The following is an 18,229-nucleotide window of genomic DNA, read 5'->3' as shown; positions in this document are numbered from 1 at the left end:
TCAGAGCTTGAGCAGGCGTTGCGCGTTGCCGTGGCAGACCAGTGCGCGCGTGGTGCCGTCGAGCGGCGCGCTGTCGATGAACCGCGCAGCCACTTCGGTGGATTCATAGGGATAGTCGACCGAGAACATCACCGCCTCGGGTCCCAGTTCGGCGATGGCGCCCATCAGCGCGCCGTGCGAGCACACACCCGAGGTGGTGATGACGATATTGCGGCCGATGTACTCGGACGGCGCGCGCTCCAGCTTGACGCCGTGTGAATAGACCGCGAAGCGGCTGTCGAAACGCCAGCGCTGGTAAGGCAGGCCCTCGCCCATATGGCCGAGGATCAGCTTGAGGCGCGGGAACCGGTCGAACACGCCGCTGAACAACAGCCGCAGCGCGTGCGAGGCGGTTTCCACACCCCACCCCCACGCGGCCCCGGCCAGCTCCGGATGGCCGGCGAGCACTTGCGGCGACACGAAGGCATCGGTCGGATGCAGGTACATCGGCACGTCCAGCGCCTGCATGCGTTCCCAGAACGCGTCATACGCCGGGTCGTCGTAATAGCGGCCATGCGTATGGCCGTTCACCAGCGAGCCCTTGAAGCCGAGCTGCAGCACGGCGCGCTCCAGCTCGGCCGCTGCCTGTCCGGGATCCTGCATCGGCAGCGCGGCAAAGCCGGCATAGCGCGTCGGATGGCGGGCGATCTGCGCCGCCAGGAAGTCATTGCTTTCGCGCGCCCGTGCCAGCGCCAGTCCGGTATCGGCTTCGCCCTGCACGCCGGGTCCGGTTTGCGACAGCACGGTGATGTCGATGCCGCACCGGTCCATCTCGGCAAGCCGCTCCTCGTCGAAATCGGCAAGGCGGCGGCCAAGCCCGGCGAACACCGCCGGATCGATATGCTGTGTGAACCCTTTGGAATAAGCCTGGAAGCCGGGGGTCATGAAATGCTCTTCCAGGGCGATCTTCTTCACGTTGGTCATGCTGGTGGGGGCTCCTGATGAGTGGAATCGCTGCGTGCCGAGCTTGTCCCGCGTGCGCAAACGCGTTGCTTCGTTAATTGCTCAGTACACTGATTAGTTTCGGATTCTAGTCAGCGGATTTTCAAAAGTCCAGACGCCGCGCGGAGGGTTAACACCTATAACGATGGCCGGGGGCGCTCAGTACACTGATTCCAGATGCTCAGTATGCTGACAATATGAAATAGCCATTTAATTCGGGCTTTCCGGCGCCTTCGCTAGACACCACGCGGCGCCGGTGTTGGCCCGCATTTTGCTCAGCATACTGCGTATCTCATCAGCATACTGACTGATGCACCGGCAGGATGCGGCGCTGCACATTGGCGGGTCATGGATGACCCTCACCACCGGCGCCGGCACCTCCGGGAAGCAAACAAACAATAGAGACAACGGCCTGACCAAGGAGCCCCCGCCATGACGATCAGCCTGACCCGCGCCAAAACACGCGCCGAAACGCGCGCCCCCGCCTCCGGCATGACCGCCGAAGAACGCAAGGTCATCCTTGCCTCATCCTTCGGCGCCCTGATGGAGTGGTACGACTTTTACATCTACGCGGCGCTGGCGGTGTACTTCGGCGCACTGTTCTTTCCGCCGGGCAATGAAACGGCCGCCTTCCTGGCCAGCCTGGCCACCTTCGGCGCCGGCTTCCTGATCCGGCCGGTGGGGGCGCTGCTGTTCGGCCGCCTGGGCGACCTGATCGGCCGCAAGTACACCTTCCTGGTCACCATCCTGCTGATGGGCGTGGCCACGGTGGGCGTGGGCGTGCTGCCGACGTACGGGCAGATCGGCATCACTGCCACGGTGCTGCTGGTACTGCTGCGCTTGCTGCAGGGCCTGGCGCTTGGCGGGGAAGTGGGCGGAGCGGTCACCTACGTCGCCGAGCACTCGCCAACAAGCAAGCGGGGCCTCTACACCAGCTCGCTGCAGACCACCGCCACGCTGGGGCTGCTGTCCTCGCTTTTCGTGGTCTACCTGCTCAAGACCTTCCTGACCGAGGCGGAGTTCCGCGCATGGGGCTGGCGTATCCCGTTTATCGTGTCGCTGGTGATGCTGGTGATCTCGGTCTATATCCGCGGCAAGCTGCATGAATCGCCTGTGTTCGCGCGCATGAAGGCGGGCAACGCCACCTCGAAGTCACCGATCCGCGAAAGTTTCACACAGTGGCAGAACCTGAAGTCGGTGCTGCTGCTGTTCGTGGTAGCCGCCGGGCTCGGCGCGATCTTCGGCACCGGCCACTTCTACAGCATGTTCTTCCTCAACAAGACGCTGCACGTGCCCATCGAAACCGTGCACAAGCTGATCGCGATCGCACTGGTGGTGGCCACGCCCTGCTACCTGTTCTTCGGCTGGCTGTCGGACCGCATCGGCCGCAAGTACATCATGATGGCGGCATGCCTGCTGGCTGCGCTGTGCACCCAGCCGGTGTTCAAGGGACTGACTCACTACGCCAATCCGGCGCTGGAGCAGTTCCAGCGGCAAGGCACGGTGCAGGTGACCGCCGGCGACTGCAAGGCGCGCCTGTTCGGCGAGCCGGTGTCGGCCTGCGACAAGATCCGCGGCTACCTGACCGACCTGGGCGTGGGCTACACCTTCGTGCCTGCCAGCGATCCGGCACAGGCGGAAGTGCGGATCGGCGAGCGCACGCTGCAGGGCTTCGACCGCGCCGGCATCAAGGGCGCGCTGATCGAGGCCGGCTGGCCGGAGCGCGCCGATCCCGCCAGCATGAATACGCCGATGGTGTTCATGCTGCTGCTGGTGCCGATCCTGTTCCTGGCCATGGTCTATGGTCCGATGGCCGCCTTCATGGTCGAGCTGTTCCCGGCCAGGGTGCGCTACACCTCGCTGTCGCTGCCCTTCCACCTTGGTGCGGGCTGGGTCGGCGGCATGCTGTCGTTCGTGGTCACGGCGATGAACGTGTCCAGCGGCGACGTGTACTTTGGCCTGTGGTATCCGGTGGTCATCGCCGGACTCGCCTTCGTCATCGGCATGGTGTTCGTGCCAGAGACGCGAGGCCGTGACCTGTCCACCTGAGCTGCTTCCCGGCGCAATTGCAGGGCGGAGAAATCCGCCCTTTTCATCGGCACATATTCAGCATGCTGACTTGTTTCCCGAGCGAGCATGGCGATGGCGCCCGCGTCGGGCGAATGCAGCCGTCGCCAACTTCCATCCCTTCGCGCAGACAACCTGGAGCCCCCATGTCCACCTCTCGCATCCTCCGCACCCTTGCCGCGTCATCCGCCCTGCTCGGCCTGGCGCAGGCCACGCCCGCCCTGGCCGACGCCAGCGGCGTGAAGATCGGCGTCATCACCGATATGTCCGGCTCCTATGCCGACCTGTCCGGCAAGGGCTCGGTCGTCGCCGCCCAGATGGCCGTCGAGGAGTTCGGCGGCAAGGCGCTGGGCAAGCCCGTCACGGTGCTGTCCGCCGATCACCAGAACAAGGCCGATATCGCCTCGTCGCTGGCGCGTCGATGGTTCGATACCGACGGCGTCGACATGGTGATCGACTTCCCCAACTCATCGACGGCGCTGGCGGTGCAGGAAGTCGCGCGCCAGAAGCAGAAGATCGACATCGTCTCCACCGGCGGCGCCATGGCGCTGACCAACCAGAACTGCTCGCCCACGGGGTTCCACTGGGCCTGGGACACTTACTCGGTGTCGTATCCGCTGGTCCGGCGCCTGATCGACCAGGGCCGCAACAGCTGGTACTACATCACGGTGGACTACGCCTTTGGCCAGTCGCTGGAAGCCGATTTCCGCAAGGCGGTGGATGCCGGCGGCGGCAAGAACGTGGGCAGCACGCGCCATCCGCTCAATGCCAGCGACTTCAGCAGCCCGGTGGTCGCGGCCTCGGCGTCCAGGGCCAAGGTAGTGGTGCTGGCCAATGCCGGCAATGACATGATCAACGGCGTCAAGGCCGCCGGCGAGTTCGGCCTGATCAAGGCGGGCCAGACGGTCATCACGCCGTCCACCTTCATCACCGATATCAAGAGCCTGGGCCTGCCCGCCGCGCAGGGCCTGACCTATGTCGATCCGTTCAGGCTCGACCTCGACGCGAAGTCGAAGGACTTCGTCGAGCGCTACTACAAGCGCCACAAGGCGTATCCCACGCACGGCCAGATCGGCGTCTATTCCGGCGTGCTGCACTACCTGAAGGCCGTGGAAGCCGCCAAGACCGTCGAGGGCCCCGCGGTGGCGGACAAGATGCGCGCGCTGCCCGTCAACGACGCCTTCGTGCGCAATGGCAAGGTCCGGATCGATGGCCGCATGGTGCACGACATGTACCTGGCCCAGGCCAAGACGCCGGCGGAATCGAAAGGCCCGTGGGACCTGGTCAAGTACATCGGCACGATCCCCGGCGACGAGGCCTTCCGCCCCCTCTCCGCCAGCGAATGCCCGCTGGTCAAGAAGTGAGCGCGCCAATGCCTGAGCAAGACGTGATCCTGCGCACGCAGGGGCTGACCAAGGCGTTCAAGGGCTTTACCGCCGTCAGCCATGTCAGCCTGTCGGTGCGGCGGGGCTCGATCCATGCGCTGATCGGGCCCAATGGCGCCGGGAAGACCACCTGCTTCAACCTGCTGACCAAGTTCCACGATCCCTCGTCGGGCTCCATCCATTTCAACGGTGCCGACATCACCGCGCTGCGCCCGGCGCAGATCGCCCGCATGGGCGTGATCCGTTCGTTCCAGATTTCCGCGGTGTTCCCGCAGCTGACCGTGCTGGAGAACGTGCGCATCGCGCTGCAGCGCAAGCTGGGCACGTCGTGGCATTTCTGGCGCGGCAGGCGCTCGCTGTCGCAGCTGGATGCGCGCGCCATGGAGCTGCTGGACGACGTGGGCCTGGCCGGCTTCGCGCACCTGGGCACGGCCGAACTGGCCTACGGCCGCAAGCGCGCGCTGGAGCTGGCCACCACGCTTGCCACGGATCCCGAGCTGATGCTGCTGGACGAGCCCACGCAGGGCATGGGCCATGAGGACGTCGAGACGGTGACCGCGCTGATCAAGCGCGTGTCGGCGGGACGGACCGTGCTGATGGTGGAGCACAACATGAGCGTGGTGTCGTCGATCGTCGATCGCATCACGGTGCTGCAGCGCGGCGCCGTGCTGGCCGAGGGCACGTATGACGAGATCTCGCGCAATCCGCAGGTGAAGGAAGCCTATATGGGAACCACGGAAGACCAGCAGGAGGCCGCATGACCGCAACCGCCACCCCAGCCCTGGAACTGCGGGGCCTGCATGCCTGGTATGGCGAATCGCACATCCTGCACGGCGTCGACCTGTCGGTCCAGCCGGGCGAAGTGGTGACGCTGCTGGGCCGCAACGGCGCGGGACGCACCACCACGCTGCGCGCCATCATGGGCCTGGCCGGCACGCGCAAGGGGTCGGTACGCGTATTCGGCAAGGAAACTATCGGCATGAAGACGCACCGCATCGCGCCGCTGGGGCTGGGGTATTGCCCGGAGGAGCGCGCCATCTTCGCCAGCCTGTCGTGCGAAGAGAACCTGATGCTGCCGCCGGCTTTCGAGGCAGGGCCGGGCGCGACGGGGCTGCGCGAGCCCATGTCCGTTGCAGAGATCTACGAAATGTTCCCCAACCTGCATGAGCGGCGCAAGAGCCAGGGCACGCGCATGTCGGGCGGCGAGCAGCAGATGCTGGCGGTGGCGCGCATCCTGCGCACCGGCGCCAGCGTACTGCTGCTCGACGAGATCTCCGAAGGGCTGGCGCCGGTGATCGTGCAGAAGCTGGCGAAGATGATCGCCACGCTGCGCCGCCGCGGCTACACCATCGTCATGGTGGAGCAGAACTTCCGCTTCGCGGCACCTCTGGCGGACCGCTTCTTCGTGATGGAGCACGGCCGCATCGTCGAGGCCTTCGGTGCCGGAGAACTGGAACGGAAGATGCCCGCGCTCAATGCCCTGCTGGGCGTGTAAGGAGACCTTGTCATGGAATTGTTTGGAGTGCCCCTGCCCGCGCTGCTGAGCCAGCTGCTGCTGGGGCTGGTCAACGGATCGTTCTACGCGATCCTGAGCCTGGGGCTGGCAGTGATCTTCGGCCTGCTCAACGTCATCAACTTCGCGCATGGCGCGTTGTTCATGCTCGGCGCTGTGCTGGCCTGGATGGGACTGAACTACCTCGGCATCAACTACTGGGTGATGCTGCTGCTGGCGCCGCTGGTGGCCGGCGCGCTCGGCGTGGTTCTGGAGCGCACCATGCTGCGCCACCTGTACCGCTTCGACCACCTGTATGGGCTGCTGCTGACGCTAGGCATCTGCCTGCTGATCGAAGGCTTGCTGCGCTCGGTCTACGGAGTTTCCGGCCTGCCCTACCCTACGCCGCAAGCGCTGACCGGTGTCAGCCAGCTCGGTTTCATGGTGCTGCCCAACTACCGTGCCTGGGTCGTGGTGGCTTCGCTGGCAGTGTGCTTTGCCACCTGGTACATGATCGAGAAGACCCGGCTGGGCGCGTACCTGCGCGCCGGCACCGAGAATCCGCGCATGGTCGAGGCCTTTGGCGTCAACGTGCCGCTGCTGGTGACGCTGACCTATGCCTTCGGCGTGGGCCTGGCGGCGCTCGCCGGCGTGCTCGCCGCCCCGGTGATGCAGGTGTCGCCGCTGATGGGGCAGAACCTGATCATCACGGTGTTCGCGGTGGTGGTGATCGGCGGCATGGGCTCGATCCTCGGCTCGATCTTTACCGGCCTGGGGCTGGGTGTGTTCGAAGGCATTACCAAGGTCTACTACCCCGAAGCTTCCGCGACCGTTGTCTTCGTCGCCATGGTCTGCGTGCTGCTGGTGCGGCCGGCCGGTTTGTTTGGAAAGGAGAAATGATGGCAAGCCCCACTTACGCAACGCGGCCGCTGCTCGCGTACGGACTGGTGCTGGCAGCACTGCTGCTCGCGCCCTGGCTGGGCGCCTACCCGGTGCTGGTGATGAAGCTGCTGTGCTTCGCGCTGTTCGCCTGCGCCTTCAACCTGCTGCTGGGCTATACCGGGCTGGTGTCGTTCGGCCATGCCGCCTTCTTCGGCGGCGCGGCCTACGCCTGCGGCTACGCGATGAAGTCGCTGCAGCTCACGCCGGAACTGGCGCTGCTGGGCGGCACCGCCTTCGGCGCCCTGCTGGGGCTCGTGTTCGGCGCGCTGGCGATCCGCCGCCAGGGCATCTACTTCGCCATGATCACGCTGGCGCTGGCGCAGATGTTCTACTTCTTCTGCCTGCAGGCACCGGTCACCGGCGGCGAAGACGGCATGCAGGCGGTGCCGCGCGGCGAGCTGTTCGGCGTGTTGCCGCTGGCGTCCGACCACACCATGTACTACGTCGTGCTGGCGATCACCGTGGCTGCCTTCCTCGGGATCATGCGCATCGTCAACTCGCCCTTCGGGCAGATCCTGCGGGCGATCAAGGAGAACGAGCCGCGCGCGGTCTCGCTGGGCTATGACGCGGACCGGTTCAAGCTGCTGGCGTTCGTGCTGTCCTCGGCGCTGGCGGGGCTGGCGGGGGCGCTCAAGACGCTGGTGCTGGGCTTCGCCACGCTGACCGATGTCCACTGGATGATGTCGGGCTCCGTGATCCTGATGACCCTGGTCGGCGGCATGGGCACCCTGTCCGGCCCGCTGGTCGGCGCGCTGGTCATCGTCGCGCTGGAGAACAAGCTGGGGGATGCGGGCAACGCGCTGGCGGCGATGACCGGGATCGGCTGGTTCGATACGTTGGGCGAGTCGGTGAGCATGGTGACAGGGCTGATCTTTGTGGTCTGTGTGCTGACATTCCGCCGCGGCATCATGGGCGAGATCCTGGCGCGGTCGCAGGCACGTCCGACGCTGCAGCACAATGCCGCGGCTACGCCAGGGACGGCACGCACCAGCCAGGGTTAACGAGGATATTTCGCGCCCAAAACATCAGTACACTGATCTCATATATTCAGCATACTGACAAATTAGATTCACGGAGATGACCATGGCATGGATTCACATCGATGCGGCCGACACGCTGCAGAACGACGAGGTGATGCCGCTGACGCTGGGCGATCGCCAGCTTGCCGTCTATCGCAGCGATGACGCGTACTTTGTCACCGACAACGTCTGCACGCACCAGTACGCGCTGCTGTCGGACGGCTACCTGGAAGACGGCTGCATCGAATGCCCGCTGCACCAGGCCCGCTTCGACATCCGCACCGGCAAGGCGATGTGCGCGCCCGCCACCGGCGATATCCGCACCTACCCGGTCAAGATCGAAGACAGCCGGGTGTGGGTCGAGCTGTAAGGGAGCCGGTCATGACACAGCACACGCCCATCCTGATCGTCGGCGCCGGCCAGGCCGGGGCCATGGCCGCCGCCGCGCTGCGCGGCCTTGGCTATGGCGGCCGCATCGTCATGGCAGGCGGCGAACGGCACGCGCCGTACGAGCGCCCGCCGCTGTCCAAGTCCGTGCTCGCCGACGCCGGACAGGACGGCAAGATCGGCGTGCACCCCGCCAGCTTCTATGCCGACCAGGGCATCGAGCTGCGGCTCGGCACCTGCGTCACCGCGCTCGATGCCGCGCGGCAAGTCGCGCACCTTGCCGACGGCAGCGCCATCGGCTATGGCGCCTGCCTGCTCGCCACCGGCGGCAATGCCCGCGCGCTGCCCGCGCTGCCGCCCGGCACGCCCCATGTGCATTACCTGCGCTCGCTGGACGACGCGGCGCGCCTGCGCGACGCCATGCAGCGCGTTGGCGAGTTGGTGGTGATCGGCGGCGGTTTCCTTGGCCTGGAGACCGCTTCGACCGCTGCAGGCATGGGCCTGAAGGTCACGCTGGTCGAGAGCGCGGACCGCCTGCTGGGTCGCGCGCTGCCGCCGGAGCTTGGCGCATGGCTGGCGGATCGGGTGCGGGCGCAAGCCGTGACCCTGCGTCTTGGTTGCGGCATCGCTCACTGCGATGTCCAGGGCGATGGCGTGCAAATGCGGTTCGACGACGGCTCCGCGCTGCCCGCTCCGCTGGTGGTGGTCGCGATTGGCCTGATACCGGAAGTGGCGCTCGCCGCCGGCGCTGGCCTGGCGCTGCATCCGCAGAATGGCGGCATCCAGGTCGACGAACAGTGCCGCACCAGCGCGCCGTCAATCTATGCCGCTGGCGACTGCTGCAGCCAGTACCAGCCGCTGTTCGGCGCCGAGATGCGGCTCGAGTCCTGGCAAAGCGCCAATGAACAGGCGCGCATCGCGGCGGCGGCGATGCTGGGCGTGGCGGCGGAGCCCGCGGCGCTACCGTGGTTCTGGACCGACCAGTTCGGATGCAACGTGCAGATGCTCGGCGCCGCGCATCCGGATATCCGCTATGCCTGGCGCGGTATCGCGGCCCACGATGCCGCCGCCCCGAAGTTCATGCTGCTCGGCACCCGCCACGGCCGCCTGCGCCATGCCATTGCCGTGAATGCCGGCGGCGACCTGCGCCAGCTGCGCGCACTGGTCGGACACGACGTCTCGGCGCATCTGGCACGCCTGTGCGACGACACATTGCCGCTGCGGCAGGTCGTCCGCGAACGGCAGGCGGAAGCAGACAGCTCCATCACACTCTGAGAGGACTCCCACATGTACCAGACACAAGCGGTGATCCAGCACACGCTGGGCAAGAAGAACCCGGGACTGGATGAATGCCGATGGCCCGAGGACGGACTGCACTACATCCCGGACTGGGTCTACACCAGCCAGGCCGTCCATGACCTGGAGCTGCAGAAGATCTTCCGCGGCCGCTCATGGAACTATGTCGCGCTAGAAGCCGAGATCCCGAACGCCGGCGACTTCAAGCGCTCGTATGTCGGCGCGACGCCGGTGGTCGTGTCGCGCGCCGAGGACGGCTCGATCCATGTCTTCGAGAACCGGTGCGCGCACCGCGGCGCGGAGTTCTGCCGCCACAGCCAGGGCAATGCCAAGGAATTCGTCTGCCCTTACCACCAGTGGTCCTACGATCTCAAGGGCAACCTGCAGGGCGTTCCGTTCAAGCGCGGCGTCAACCGCGCCGGCGGCATGCCCCGGGATTTCCGCAACGAAGACCACGGGCTGGTAAAGCTGCACGTGGCGACGCGCAACGGCGTGATCTTCGCCTCCTACGCAGCTGACATGGAAAGCCTGGAAGACTACATGACGCCGGAAATCCTGAAGGATTTCGACGTGGTCTTCAACGGCAAGCCGCTCAAGGTGCTCGGCTACTACAAGAACGAACTGCCGTGCAACTGGAAGATGTACCACGAGAACCTGAAGGACCCTTACCACGCCACGCTGCTGCACTCCTTCCTGGTGGTGTTCGGCCTGCTGGTGGCGGGCAACGAGTCGGCAATGATCGCCGACCCCGTGCACGGCCGCCACGGCACCATGGCATCGGCCAAGAAGGAGGACAAGTACGCGGCCGTCAGCGACGAGAACAAGAAGGAGATGCGCTCGTACCACGAAGGCATGCGCCTGGAGGACGAGCGCTTCCTGGAGTACGTGCGCGAGTTCGACTCGCCGTGGTCGGTAACGATGCAGACGATCTGGCCGAACCTGATCGTGCAGCGCGAGATGAACACGCTGGGCGTGCGCCAGATCGTTCCCAATGGCCCCGACAGCATGCTGATGCTGTGGACCATGTTCGGCTACGAGGACGATACCGACGAAATGACGCAGCACCGGCTGCGCCAGGGCAACCTGATGGGCCCCGCCGGCTTCCTCGGTCTGGAGGACAACGAGGCGATGAAGTTCGTGCAGGAAGGCGTGCGCCGCTCCAGCAGCGACCTCAACGTGCTCAAGCTTGACGCGCAGCAGGTCGGCACGTCCAGTTCCCTGATCTCCGAATCCGCGATCCGCGCGATGTACCAGTACTACCGCGGCGTGATGGGGTTCTGAGGGCGGCCTGACGGGAATCCAAAAGCATATGAAACCAATGAACTACTCCCTCTATCGCGAGAGCACCCTCGGCACCGCGCGCGCGATCGAACTGCGGCTGGAGATCGATGCCTTCCACGCGGACTATTGCGCGGCACTGGACGCCGGCGTGGTCGAGCGCTGGCCGGGCTTCTTCACCGACGATGCGCTTTACCGCATCACCGCGCGCGAGAACGCCGAACGCAACCTGCCCGTCGGGCTGGTCTATGCCGAAGGCATCGGCATGATGCGCGACCGCGCCGCGGCGATCGCCAGTACGCAGATGTTCGCGCCGCGCTACAACCTGCACCTGGTGACCAATACGCGGGTCAGCGATGAAACCGCCGACGGCGACATCGTGGCGCAGGCCAACTTCATGCTGTTGCAGACGCTGGTGGAGGGGCCCACCACGATCCATCTCGCTGGCACCTATCACGACCGCTTCCGCCGCCAGGGCGGCAGGCTGCTGCTGCGCGAGCGCCAGGTGGTGTACGACACCACCATCATTGCGAACGACCTGGTCTATCCGGTCTGAGGCAGCTGACAGGTCAAACCGGCGATGATGGTCTCCCCTCTGCCGCAAGCGGGAGAGGGGAGCAAACCGACGCCCGCCGTTGTTGCTTACTTCATTACATGCTCCGCAGCACCGTGCGGCTGTACTGGTTGTTGGCTTCCACCAGCGTCGCCAGCAATTCCATGAACACCTCCCGCTGCGCCGGCTTCAATGGAGCCAGCATGCGTTCCTGCGCGCGCGCCATGTCGGCGCGCAGCGACGTGACCACGCTCTTGCCTTCGCGCGTCAGGTGGACATGGCGCGTGCGCCGGTCCGCGGGGTTCTCGCGGCGCTCGACCAGGCCGCGGTCTTCCAGCCGGCGTACCACGTCCATCGTCGTGGTCCGGTCCAGTCCCACTTCCTGTCCAAGCGAAGTCTGGTCCAGTCCCGGCAGCACCGACAACACGGTCAGGATGGCGTACTGCACCGGCGTGATATTGGGCGCCTTGCACTCCTCGAAGAACATCGCCACGTGGATCTGATGAAGCCGCCGCACAAGAAACCCGGGACGTGCCCAGAGCAACTCCTTGGCGGGATCCGCTTCCGGCACCGCAGTTGCCGTACTGCCGTTTTCACTCGTTGCGCTGCGCTTTGCTCTCGGAGACATCGCCTTCACCATTTTGTATGCACACTGACAGTATATATGAGGCACGGTGGAGACGACTCGCCCTGAACGGGCCAACAGCGCGTCGCGTGGATGGCCCGAAGCGCCGGCGCCTCAGCGCGCGCCAGCGGCGCTGAGAATGCGCTCGATCTGCGCATGGCCGCGCTGGCGCGCATGCTGCAGCGGGGTGACGCCCTCGCCGTCGGCGAGATTCACATTGGCGCGCGCCTGCACCAGCAGGCGTACGATCTCGGTATGCGCGGCGCCGCCGTTGCCGAGGATGATGGCCTCGAGCAGCGCCGTCCATTTCAGCCGGTTGACATGGTCGACGTCCACGCCCGCCGCGATCAGCATGCGCACGGTCTCGACATGCCCGCGCTCGGCGGCGGGAATCAGCGCGGTGCCGCCGTAGCGGTTGGTGCTGCGCAGGTCTGCGCCGTGGGCCAGCGCCATGCGCAGGATCTCGTTGTGGCCGCGCGCGCCGGCGTAGAGGTAGGGGCTGTCCTGGATCGCATCCTTGGCATTGACGTCGGCGCCGGCCTCGATCAACGCCTTTGCCGCCTGCACCTGGTTGTGATGCGTGGCGACCAGCAGCGCGGTACGTCCCTGCGCGTCGCGGGCGTCGATGGTAGCGCCGCTGGCAAGCAGCGCGCGCACGCGTGCGGCGTCGCCGCTGGCAGCGGCGGCATGGAGTTCGGTGGCCGGCAAAGCGCCGGCCGCGGAGGAAACGTGGGTCAGCATGGCAATGACAAAGGCAAGGCAGAGGAGCAGGCGCGCGGCCAGCATGCAAGGAACTCCGTGCGAAATGAGAAGGAGACGATAGCGGCCATGGTCGCGCAGCAGGAGCGGCCTGGCCGCGCATTCTGTCACGCCGGCACCGCGCGCCGGAAGTTAAGGTTCTGAATGGGATCCAGTGCCAAAGCGAATGGCTGGCCGCGTGTGTCACTGGCCAAGCCCACGCCACCGGCATGGCCATCACACTGTCATCGTCGCTGGCCGATAATGGCTCCGACACCGGTGCCCGCGAGGCAACTTGTAACGGCAAGTACTGGCAAGGAACCGTGCGCCACCGGTGCCGTCAAACAAGCTAGCCGCTTGAGACCGGACATGCCACCGGGCACCGCGCTGCAGCATTCGTGCCGCAACGCAGCACGCACGGCCGCACATGCCAGGGTCTCCACGGCGCGCTTCTTCGCGCGGGCGCCGCGTGCGCCCTGCAGACTCCCAGCAAACGCCCCCTCTAGCCAAGGAGATGAACGTGCTGAGCCCGCATGAATTTGCCACGCTATTGCTATTGAGTGACGGCCCCGACTCCCTCGATTCGAGCGATTCCCGCCAGATAGATCCCACCGACCTGAAGGCCCTGGTCGAAAAACAATTGGTCCAGCTGGAAGTCCTGCACGGTTGCCGGCAGGAACCGCGCATCACCAGCCACGGCTATTCGATGCTGAAAGCCATGGGACGCTGAGGCGTCCCGCCCATCACCCAACCGGCTGACCCACATGGACGTGCGCCCTGCCGCCGGTATTGTCGGGACAGCCCATTCCGACACCGCGCGCCGCCGCTTCCTGCAAGAACTTGCGGGCCTGCTCGCGCTCGTCGGCGCCGGCACCGCAGGAGCGCAGGCGCCGGCAGCGTGCCTGCTCACCCCCGAGGCAACCGAAGGACCCTTTTACCTTGACGACGCGCTGCTGCGCGCCGACATCCGCGACGGCCGCCCCGGCCAGCCGCTGCGGCTGCGGCTGCGCGTGGTCGAGGCACGGCGCGGCTGCGCGCCCGTCCAGGGCGCGCTGGTCAGCGTGTGGCACTGCGACGCCAGTGGCAGCTACAGCGGCGAGAGCGCCACCAATCGCCAAACCCGCTACCTGCGCGGCGTGCAGCCCACCGGCGCCGACGGCGTGGCGACGTTCACCACGATCTATCCCGGCTGGTATCCGTCGCGCGCCATCCATATCCACTTCAAGGTGCTGCTGGCGCACGCGGAAGTCCTGACCAGCCAGCTGTATTTCGACGATGCGCTCAGCCGCCAGGTGCTAGGCAGCCACCCTGCCTACCGCGCGCATGGCGTGCCGACGCGCCCAACCACAGGGGATCCGATTGCCGGCAGCAGACCCAGCACTGTGCGCGTGAACCAGCCCGGGGAAGCCGGCGGCGCGCTCGAGGGGGAGTTCACGATAGGGATTGTGCGCGCCTGAATCTTGCGGCAATGCCGCATCGGCGTCCGCGCTGCAACGCCAAAGTGAGCCAGCCCTCACCGCCCGGGTAATCCCTACATTGTGGTTCTCTGTCCATTTCCTACCATGAAGGGAATCAAGGGCCACCCTGCGCAGCGCGAGCGCAGCCTCCTGGTCCAGCGCTTTCCCGATTTTCCCGACTTTTCCGGTGTTCAAGACAGTGGCGAGCTGCCTCGGCCCATGGCCGGCGCTCGCGGTCATCCACCCACACATGGAGGCAATCATGGCATCCAGGACGAGGAAAACGCAGGCGAAGCAGGCTGCTGCGGAGACTGGCGGCGGGGGTGGCGTCTCGCGGCGCGGCTTTCTCGGCGGCGCCGCCGGGGCAGCTGCCGGCGCTGCGGCAATGGGATTCCCCGCGGTCGTCAAGGCACAGGGCCCGATCACCATGCGCTGGCAGAGCACATGGCCGACCAAGGACATCTTCCACGAGTTTGCCGGCGATTTCGTCGCCAAGGTGAACAATATGTCGGGCGGCGACCTGAAGATCGAACTGCTGCCCGCCGGCGCGGTGGTCAAGGCGTTCGACCTGATCGATGCCGTCAGCAAGGGCACCCTCGACGGCGGCCACGGCGTGATCGCGTACTGGTACGGCAAGAACTCCGCCCTGGCGCTGTGGGGCTCCGGCCCCGCCTGGGGCATGGATCCGAACATGCTGCTGGCCTGGCACAAGTACGGCGGCGGCAAGCAGCTGCAGGAAGAGATCTACCGCAGCCTGAACCTCGACGTGGTCTCGTTCCTGTACGGGCCGATGCCGACGCAGCCGCTGGGCTGGTTCAAGAAGCCAATCACCAAGCCGGAGGATTTCAAGGGACTGAAGTTCCGCACGGTCGGTCTGTCGATCGATATCTTCACCGGGCTGGGCGCCGCCGTGAACGCGCTGCCCGGCGCCGAGATCGTGCCGGCCATGGACCGCGGCCTGCTCGACGCCGCCGAATTCAACAATGCCAGCTCCGACCGCGCGCTGGGCTTCCAGGACGTGTCCAAGGTCTGCATGCTGCGCAGCTTCCACCAGGCCTCGGAGCAGTTCGAAATCCTGTTCAACAGGAAGCGCTATGACGCGCTGCCCGCCAAGATGAAGGCGCTGATCGCCAACGCGGTGGAAGCGGCCTCGGCGGATATGTCGATGAAGGCGATCGACCGCTATTCCAAGGACTACCAGGCGCTGCAGGCGCAAGGCGTGAAGTTCTACGCCACGCCCAACTCGGTGCTGCAGGCACAGCTCAAGGTCTGGGACGAGATCGTGGCGCGCAAGGAAAAGGAAAACCCGATGTTCAAGAAGGTCAACGACTCGATGAAGGCCTTCGCGCAACGCGCCACCCGCTGGCAGAACGACACCAACGTCGACTTCCGGCTGGCGACAAGCCACTACTTTTCCAAGCGCAGCTGAGCGGCGCCGGGGCACCATCGTGCAACGCCTGCTGTTCGGCATCGACCGGGTCAGCACCTTCGTCGGCCAGGCCGGCTCGTGGCTGATCATCGCGCTTACGCTGATGATCAGCTACGAGGTGTTCTCGCGCTACGCGCTCGGCGCTCCGCACGCGTGGGTGTTCGATGCCAGCAACATGATGTACGGCACACTGTTCATGCTGGCCGGCGCCTACACGCTGGCCAAGCGCGGGCACGTGCGCGGCGATATCCTGTATGGCTTCCTGTCGCCGCGCATGCAGGCGGCGATCGACCTGGTGCTGTACCTGGCCTTCTTCTTTCCCGGTGTGATCGCGCTGGCCTGGGCCGGCATCGACTTCTTCGAGGTCTCGCTGGCGCAGAACGAACACTCATCGATCGCCGCCGACGGCCCGCCGATCTACCCGTTCAAGGCAGTCATCCCGATTGCCGGCGCGCTGTTGCTGTTGCAGGGAGTGGCCGAGACTATCCGCTGCATCCTGTGCCTGCGGCGCGGGCAATGGCCGCCGCGCGAAGGCGATGTCGAGGAAGTGGACGTCGACAAGCTTAAGGAAATGGTGCAAGGCACGCCGACCGCCGAGCTGGTTGACACGCCCCCGCCACCCCACCGCGAGGACGCCGCGCGATGAGAAAGGAACTCTGGTTCGGCGTGACGCTGATGGCGCTGATTGTCGGCGCCGTGATCTGGTTCATGCCCGCGCCCGGCGACTGGACCAACGGGCATCTCGGCCTGCTGATGCTGGCGCTGATCGTGGTGGCGATCATGCTGGGCTTTCCCACCGCGTTCACGCTGATGGGCATGGGCGTGCTGTTCTCATGGCTGGCCTATCGCCACGCCAACCCCGAGATCGCGGTGCAGCAGACGCTGGACCTGATGGTGCAGCGGGCCTATGCCGTCATGACCAATGACGTGCTGATCTCGATCCCGCTCTTTGTCTTCATGGGCTACCTGGTCGAGCGCTCCAACCTGATCGAGAAGCTCTTCCGCAGCCTGCACCTGGCGCTGGCCTGGATTCCCGGCTCGCTGGCGGTGGCCACGCTGGTGACGTGCGCGATCTTCGCGACCGCCACCGGCATTGTCGGCGCGGTGGTCACGCTGATGGGCCTGCTGGCATTTCCCGCGATGCTGCGCGCCGGCTACAGCACGGCGCTGTCGGCCGGCGCGGTCACTGCCGGCGGATGCCTGGGCATCCTGATCCCGCCGTCGGTGCTGCTGATCGTGTATGGCGCCACGGCGGGCGTCTCGGTGGTGCAGCTCTATGCCGGCGCGTTCTTCCCGGGGCTGATGCTGACCGGCCTCTACATCCTGTACATCCTGCTCATCGCCAAGCTCAGGCCGCAAATGGCGCCGCCGCTGCCCGAAGACGAACGTGCGGTGCCGCTGCCGGCACTGGCCGGCACGCTGCAGGCTGGCGGCGCGGTGCGCGCACTGCCCGCCTTCGGCGCCGGCATGCTGCGCGCACTCAAGGGCCCGCGCAATGCAGACGTATCCACCGCGGCGTTCGCGCGCCAATTGGGCATCGTCTTGCTGCCCGCGCTGGCCGTGGCAGTGATCATGGGCACGTTGTACGAGGCCATCACCGCGCCCGCCGCCAGCGTCGCCGCCGAAGCGCCGCTGGCGCTGGGCGGTGCCGAGGAAAGCAGCGCGCCGCTCGATGAGCTGCAGGCGCCGCCGGAGGAAACTCCGATCCCACCGGGGACCGTGCCGGCACCGGCGGCGGATACGACCGCCGCCGCGGCTTCCGCGCCGCAGGATGTACAGCCGGCGCCCGCAGCGGCCGCGGCATCACCCGCGCCGCGCTGGTTCTGGGTCACGCTAGGTGTGGTCGTGGTGCTGATGGTCTATTTCTACTGGCGCTTCAGCTTTGCCCGGCTGGAGATCTTCAAGATGCTGCTGTCGTCGTTCTTCCCGCTGGCGCTGCTGATCCTGGCGGTGCTGGGCTCGATCGTTTTCGGGCTGGCCACGCCGACAGAAGCGGCCGCGGTGGGATCGCTGGGCGGCGCGTTGCTGGCAGCCGCCTATCGCCAGCTCAATTTCCGCGTGGTCAAGGAATCGGTACTTCTGACGGCCAAGACCAGCGCCATGGTGTGCTGGCTGTTCGTGGGCTCGTCGATCTTCTCGGCGGCGTTCGCGCTGCTGGGGGGGCAGGCGCTGGTCGAGCAATGGGTGCTGTCGCTGAACCTGTCGCCGGTGCAGTTCATGATCCTGGCCCAGATCATCATCTTCCTGCTCGGGTGGCCGCTGGAATGGACCGAGATCATCATCATCTTCATGCCGATCTTCATCCCGCTGCTGGATAACTTCGGCATCGATCCGCTGTTCTTCGGCCTGCTGGTGGCGCTGAACCTGCAGACCGCGTTCCTGTCGCCGCCGGTGGCAATGGCCGCGTTCTACCTGAAGGGCGTGGCGCCGCCGCACGTGACGCTGAACCAGATCTTCCTCGGCATGCTGCCATTCATGGGCATCCAGCTGATCGCGCTGGCAATGCTGTACGTCTTCCCCGGCATCGGCCTCTGGCTGCCCACGGTGCTGTACCGCTGAAGCCGGGGGGGCGCCGCGGCG

General features: G+C 66.1%; 18 protein-coding genes. 15 read left to right on the top strand and 3 right to left on the bottom strand.

What is annotated here, in order from left to right; translation table 11 throughout:
- Entirely contained in the window at positions 1-963 is a 963-nt protein-coding gene (locus tag E0W60_RS08945) for an amidohydrolase family protein (protein WP_135703695.1), read from the bottom strand.
- 450 nt (positions 964-1,413) lie between these two features.
- Between E0W60_RS08945 and E0W60_RS08940 the strand changes: the two genes are divergently transcribed.
- The 10 genes from E0W60_RS08940 (at position 1,414) to E0W60_RS08895 (ending at position 11,403) form a co-directional block, all read left to right on the top strand.
- Complete coding sequence (locus E0W60_RS08940; RefSeq protein WP_135703694.1) at positions 1,414-3,030, top strand: MFS transporter; 1,617 nt, start codon at positions 1,414-1,416, stop codon at positions 3,028-3,030.
- 164 nt (positions 3,031-3,194) lie between these two features.
- A complete protein-coding gene (locus E0W60_RS08935) occupies positions 3,195-4,412 on the top strand; it encodes an ABC transporter substrate-binding protein (RefSeq protein ID WP_135703693.1) in 1,218 nt (405 codons plus the stop codon).
- 8 nt (positions 4,413-4,420) lie between these two features.
- Complete coding sequence (locus E0W60_RS08930; protein WP_135703692.1) at positions 4,421-5,194, top strand: ABC transporter ATP-binding protein; 774 nt, start codon at positions 4,421-4,423, stop codon at positions 5,192-5,194.
- A complete protein-coding gene (locus E0W60_RS08925) occupies positions 5,191-5,928 on the top strand; it encodes an ABC transporter ATP-binding protein (protein ID WP_133095363.1) in 738 nt (245 codons plus the stop codon). The genes E0W60_RS08930 and E0W60_RS08925 overlap by 4 nt, the downstream gene beginning before the upstream one ends.
- Positions 5,929-5,940: 12 nt before the next feature.
- A complete protein-coding gene (locus E0W60_RS08920; protein WP_133095364.1) occupies positions 5,941-6,825 on the top strand; it encodes a branched-chain amino acid ABC transporter permease in 885 nt (294 codons plus the stop codon).
- Complete coding sequence (locus E0W60_RS08915) at positions 6,822-7,868, top strand: branched-chain amino acid ABC transporter permease (protein WP_240745765.1); 1,047 nt, start codon at positions 6,822-6,824, stop codon at positions 7,866-7,868. Before E0W60_RS08920 ends, E0W60_RS08915 begins: the two co-directional genes overlap by 4 nt.
- A gap of 82 nt (positions 7,869-7,950) precedes the next feature.
- A complete protein-coding gene (locus tag E0W60_RS08910) occupies positions 7,951-8,256 on the top strand; it encodes a non-heme iron oxygenase ferredoxin subunit (RefSeq protein ID WP_133095365.1) in 306 nt (101 codons plus the stop codon).
- An 11-nt stretch (positions 8,257-8,267) separates the two neighbouring features.
- On the top strand, positions 8,268-9,548 hold the full coding sequence (locus tag E0W60_RS08905) for an NAD(P)/FAD-dependent oxidoreductase (protein ID WP_135703691.1): 1,281 nt from the start codon (positions 8,268-8,270) through the stop codon (positions 9,546-9,548).
- Positions 9,549-9,560: 12 nt separating this feature from the next.
- Positions 9,561-10,850: an aromatic ring-hydroxylating dioxygenase subunit alpha gene (locus E0W60_RS08900; protein ID WP_135703690.1), complete on the top strand. Its 1,290-nt coding sequence runs from the start codon at positions 9,561-9,563 to the stop codon at positions 10,848-10,850.
- 37 nt (positions 10,851-10,887) lie between these two features.
- Complete coding sequence (locus E0W60_RS08895) at positions 10,888-11,403, top strand: aromatic-ring-hydroxylating dioxygenase subunit beta (RefSeq protein WP_195431450.1); 516 nt, start codon at positions 10,888-10,890, stop codon at positions 11,401-11,403.
- Positions 11,404-11,497: 94 nt separating this feature from the next.
- On the opposite strand, the gene E0W60_RS08890 is transcribed toward E0W60_RS08895, so the two are convergent.
- Positions 11,498-12,028, bottom strand: a complete 531-nt coding sequence (locus E0W60_RS08890; RefSeq protein WP_133095369.1) for a MarR family winged helix-turn-helix transcriptional regulator — start codon at positions 12,026-12,028, stop codon at positions 11,498-11,500.
- Positions 12,029-12,139: 111 nt separating this feature from the next.
- Positions 12,140-12,811 (bottom strand): ankyrin repeat domain-containing protein, encoded by a 672-nt coding sequence (locus E0W60_RS08885; protein WP_133095370.1) that lies wholly within the window; start codon positions 12,809-12,811, stop codon positions 12,140-12,142.
- Between the two features lie 472 nt (positions 12,812-13,283).
- Here E0W60_RS08885 and E0W60_RS08880 point away from each other — a divergent pair, with 472 nt between their 5' ends.
- The 5 genes from E0W60_RS08880 (at position 13,284) to E0W60_RS08860 (ending at position 18,208) form a co-directional block, all read left to right on the top strand.
- Entirely contained in the window at positions 13,284-13,493 is a 210-nt protein-coding gene (locus E0W60_RS08880) for a hypothetical protein (RefSeq protein ID WP_133095371.1), read from the top strand.
- Positions 13,494-13,527: 34 nt separating this feature from the next.
- The gene (locus tag E0W60_RS08875) at positions 13,528-14,220 is read left to right on the top strand and encodes an intradiol ring-cleavage dioxygenase (protein ID WP_135703688.1); all 693 of its coding nucleotides are present in this window, start codon (positions 13,528-13,530) and stop codon (positions 14,218-14,220) included.
- Between the two features lie 385 nt (positions 14,221-14,605).
- Positions 14,606-15,649, top strand: coding sequence for a TRAP transporter substrate-binding protein (locus E0W60_RS08870; RefSeq protein WP_133095408.1), 1,044 nt, complete (start codon positions 14,606-14,608; stop codon positions 15,647-15,649).
- A gap of 19 nt (positions 15,650-15,668) precedes the next feature.
- On the top strand, positions 15,669-16,295 hold the full coding sequence (locus E0W60_RS08865; RefSeq protein WP_133095373.1) for a TRAP transporter small permease subunit: 627 nt from the start codon (positions 15,669-15,671) through the stop codon (positions 16,293-16,295).
- Positions 16,292-18,208, top strand: a complete 1,917-nt coding sequence (locus E0W60_RS08860; RefSeq protein WP_135703687.1) for a TRAP transporter large permease — start codon at positions 16,292-16,294, stop codon at positions 18,206-18,208. Before E0W60_RS08865 ends, E0W60_RS08860 begins: the two co-directional genes overlap by 4 nt.
- The last annotated feature ends 21 nt before the right edge of the window (positions 18,209-18,229 follow it).

Source organism: Cupriavidus oxalaticus, assembly GCF_004768545.1.
Taxonomy (GTDB): domain Bacteria; phylum Pseudomonadota; class Gammaproteobacteria; order Burkholderiales; family Burkholderiaceae; genus Cupriavidus; species Cupriavidus oxalaticus_A.
This window is presented reverse-complemented; position numbering and strand designations above follow the sequence as displayed.

Excerpts from the sequence above, each read along its gene's own strand:
- E0W60_RS08910 (WP_133095365.1), top strand. The coding sequence starts at position 7,951 with ATGGCATGGATTCACATCGATGCGGCCGACACGCTGCAGAACGACGAG.
- E0W60_RS08895 (WP_195431450.1), top strand. The coding sequence starts at position 10,888 with ATGAACTACTCCCTCTATCGCGAGAGCACCCTCGGCACCGCGCGCGCG.
- E0W60_RS08915 (WP_240745765.1), top strand. The coding sequence starts at position 6,822 with ATGATGGCAAGCCCCACTTACGCAACGCGGCCGCTGCTCGCGTACGGA.
- E0W60_RS08870 (WP_133095408.1), top strand. The coding sequence starts at position 14,606 with ATGGGATTCCCCGCGGTCGTCAAGGCACAGGGCCCGATCACCATGCGC.
- E0W60_RS08890 (WP_133095369.1), bottom strand. The coding sequence starts at position 12,028 with ATGTCTCCGAGAGCAAAGCGCAGCGCAACGAGTGAAAACGGCAGTACG.
- E0W60_RS08930 (WP_135703692.1), top strand. The coding sequence starts at position 4,421 with ATGCCTGAGCAAGACGTGATCCTGCGCACGCAGGGGCTGACCAAGGCG.
- E0W60_RS08935 (WP_135703693.1), top strand. The coding sequence starts at position 3,195 with ATGTCCACCTCTCGCATCCTCCGCACCCTTGCCGCGTCATCCGCCCTG.
- E0W60_RS08885 (WP_133095370.1), bottom strand. The coding sequence starts at position 12,811 with ATGCTGGCCGCGCGCCTGCTCCTCTGCCTTGCCTTTGTCATTGCCATG.
- E0W60_RS08925 (WP_133095363.1), top strand. The coding sequence starts at position 5,191 with ATGACCGCAACCGCCACCCCAGCCCTGGAACTGCGGGGCCTGCATGCC.
- E0W60_RS08945 (WP_135703695.1), bottom strand. The coding sequence starts at position 963 with ATGACCAACGTGAAGAAGATCGCCCTGGAAGAGCATTTCATGACCCCC.
- E0W60_RS08900 (WP_135703690.1), top strand. The coding sequence starts at position 9,561 with ATGTACCAGACACAAGCGGTGATCCAGCACACGCTGGGCAAGAAGAAC.
- E0W60_RS08875 (WP_135703688.1), top strand. The coding sequence starts at position 13,528 with ATGGACGTGCGCCCTGCCGCCGGTATTGTCGGGACAGCCCATTCCGAC.
- E0W60_RS08905 (WP_135703691.1), top strand. The coding sequence starts at position 8,268 with ATGACACAGCACACGCCCATCCTGATCGTCGGCGCCGGCCAGGCCGGG.
- E0W60_RS08940 (WP_135703694.1), top strand. The coding sequence starts at position 1,414 with ATGACGATCAGCCTGACCCGCGCCAAAACACGCGCCGAAACGCGCGCC.
- E0W60_RS08860 (WP_135703687.1), top strand. The coding sequence starts at position 16,292 with ATGAGAAAGGAACTCTGGTTCGGCGTGACGCTGATGGCGCTGATTGTC.
- E0W60_RS08920 (WP_133095364.1), top strand. The coding sequence starts at position 5,941 with ATGGAATTGTTTGGAGTGCCCCTGCCCGCGCTGCTGAGCCAGCTGCTG.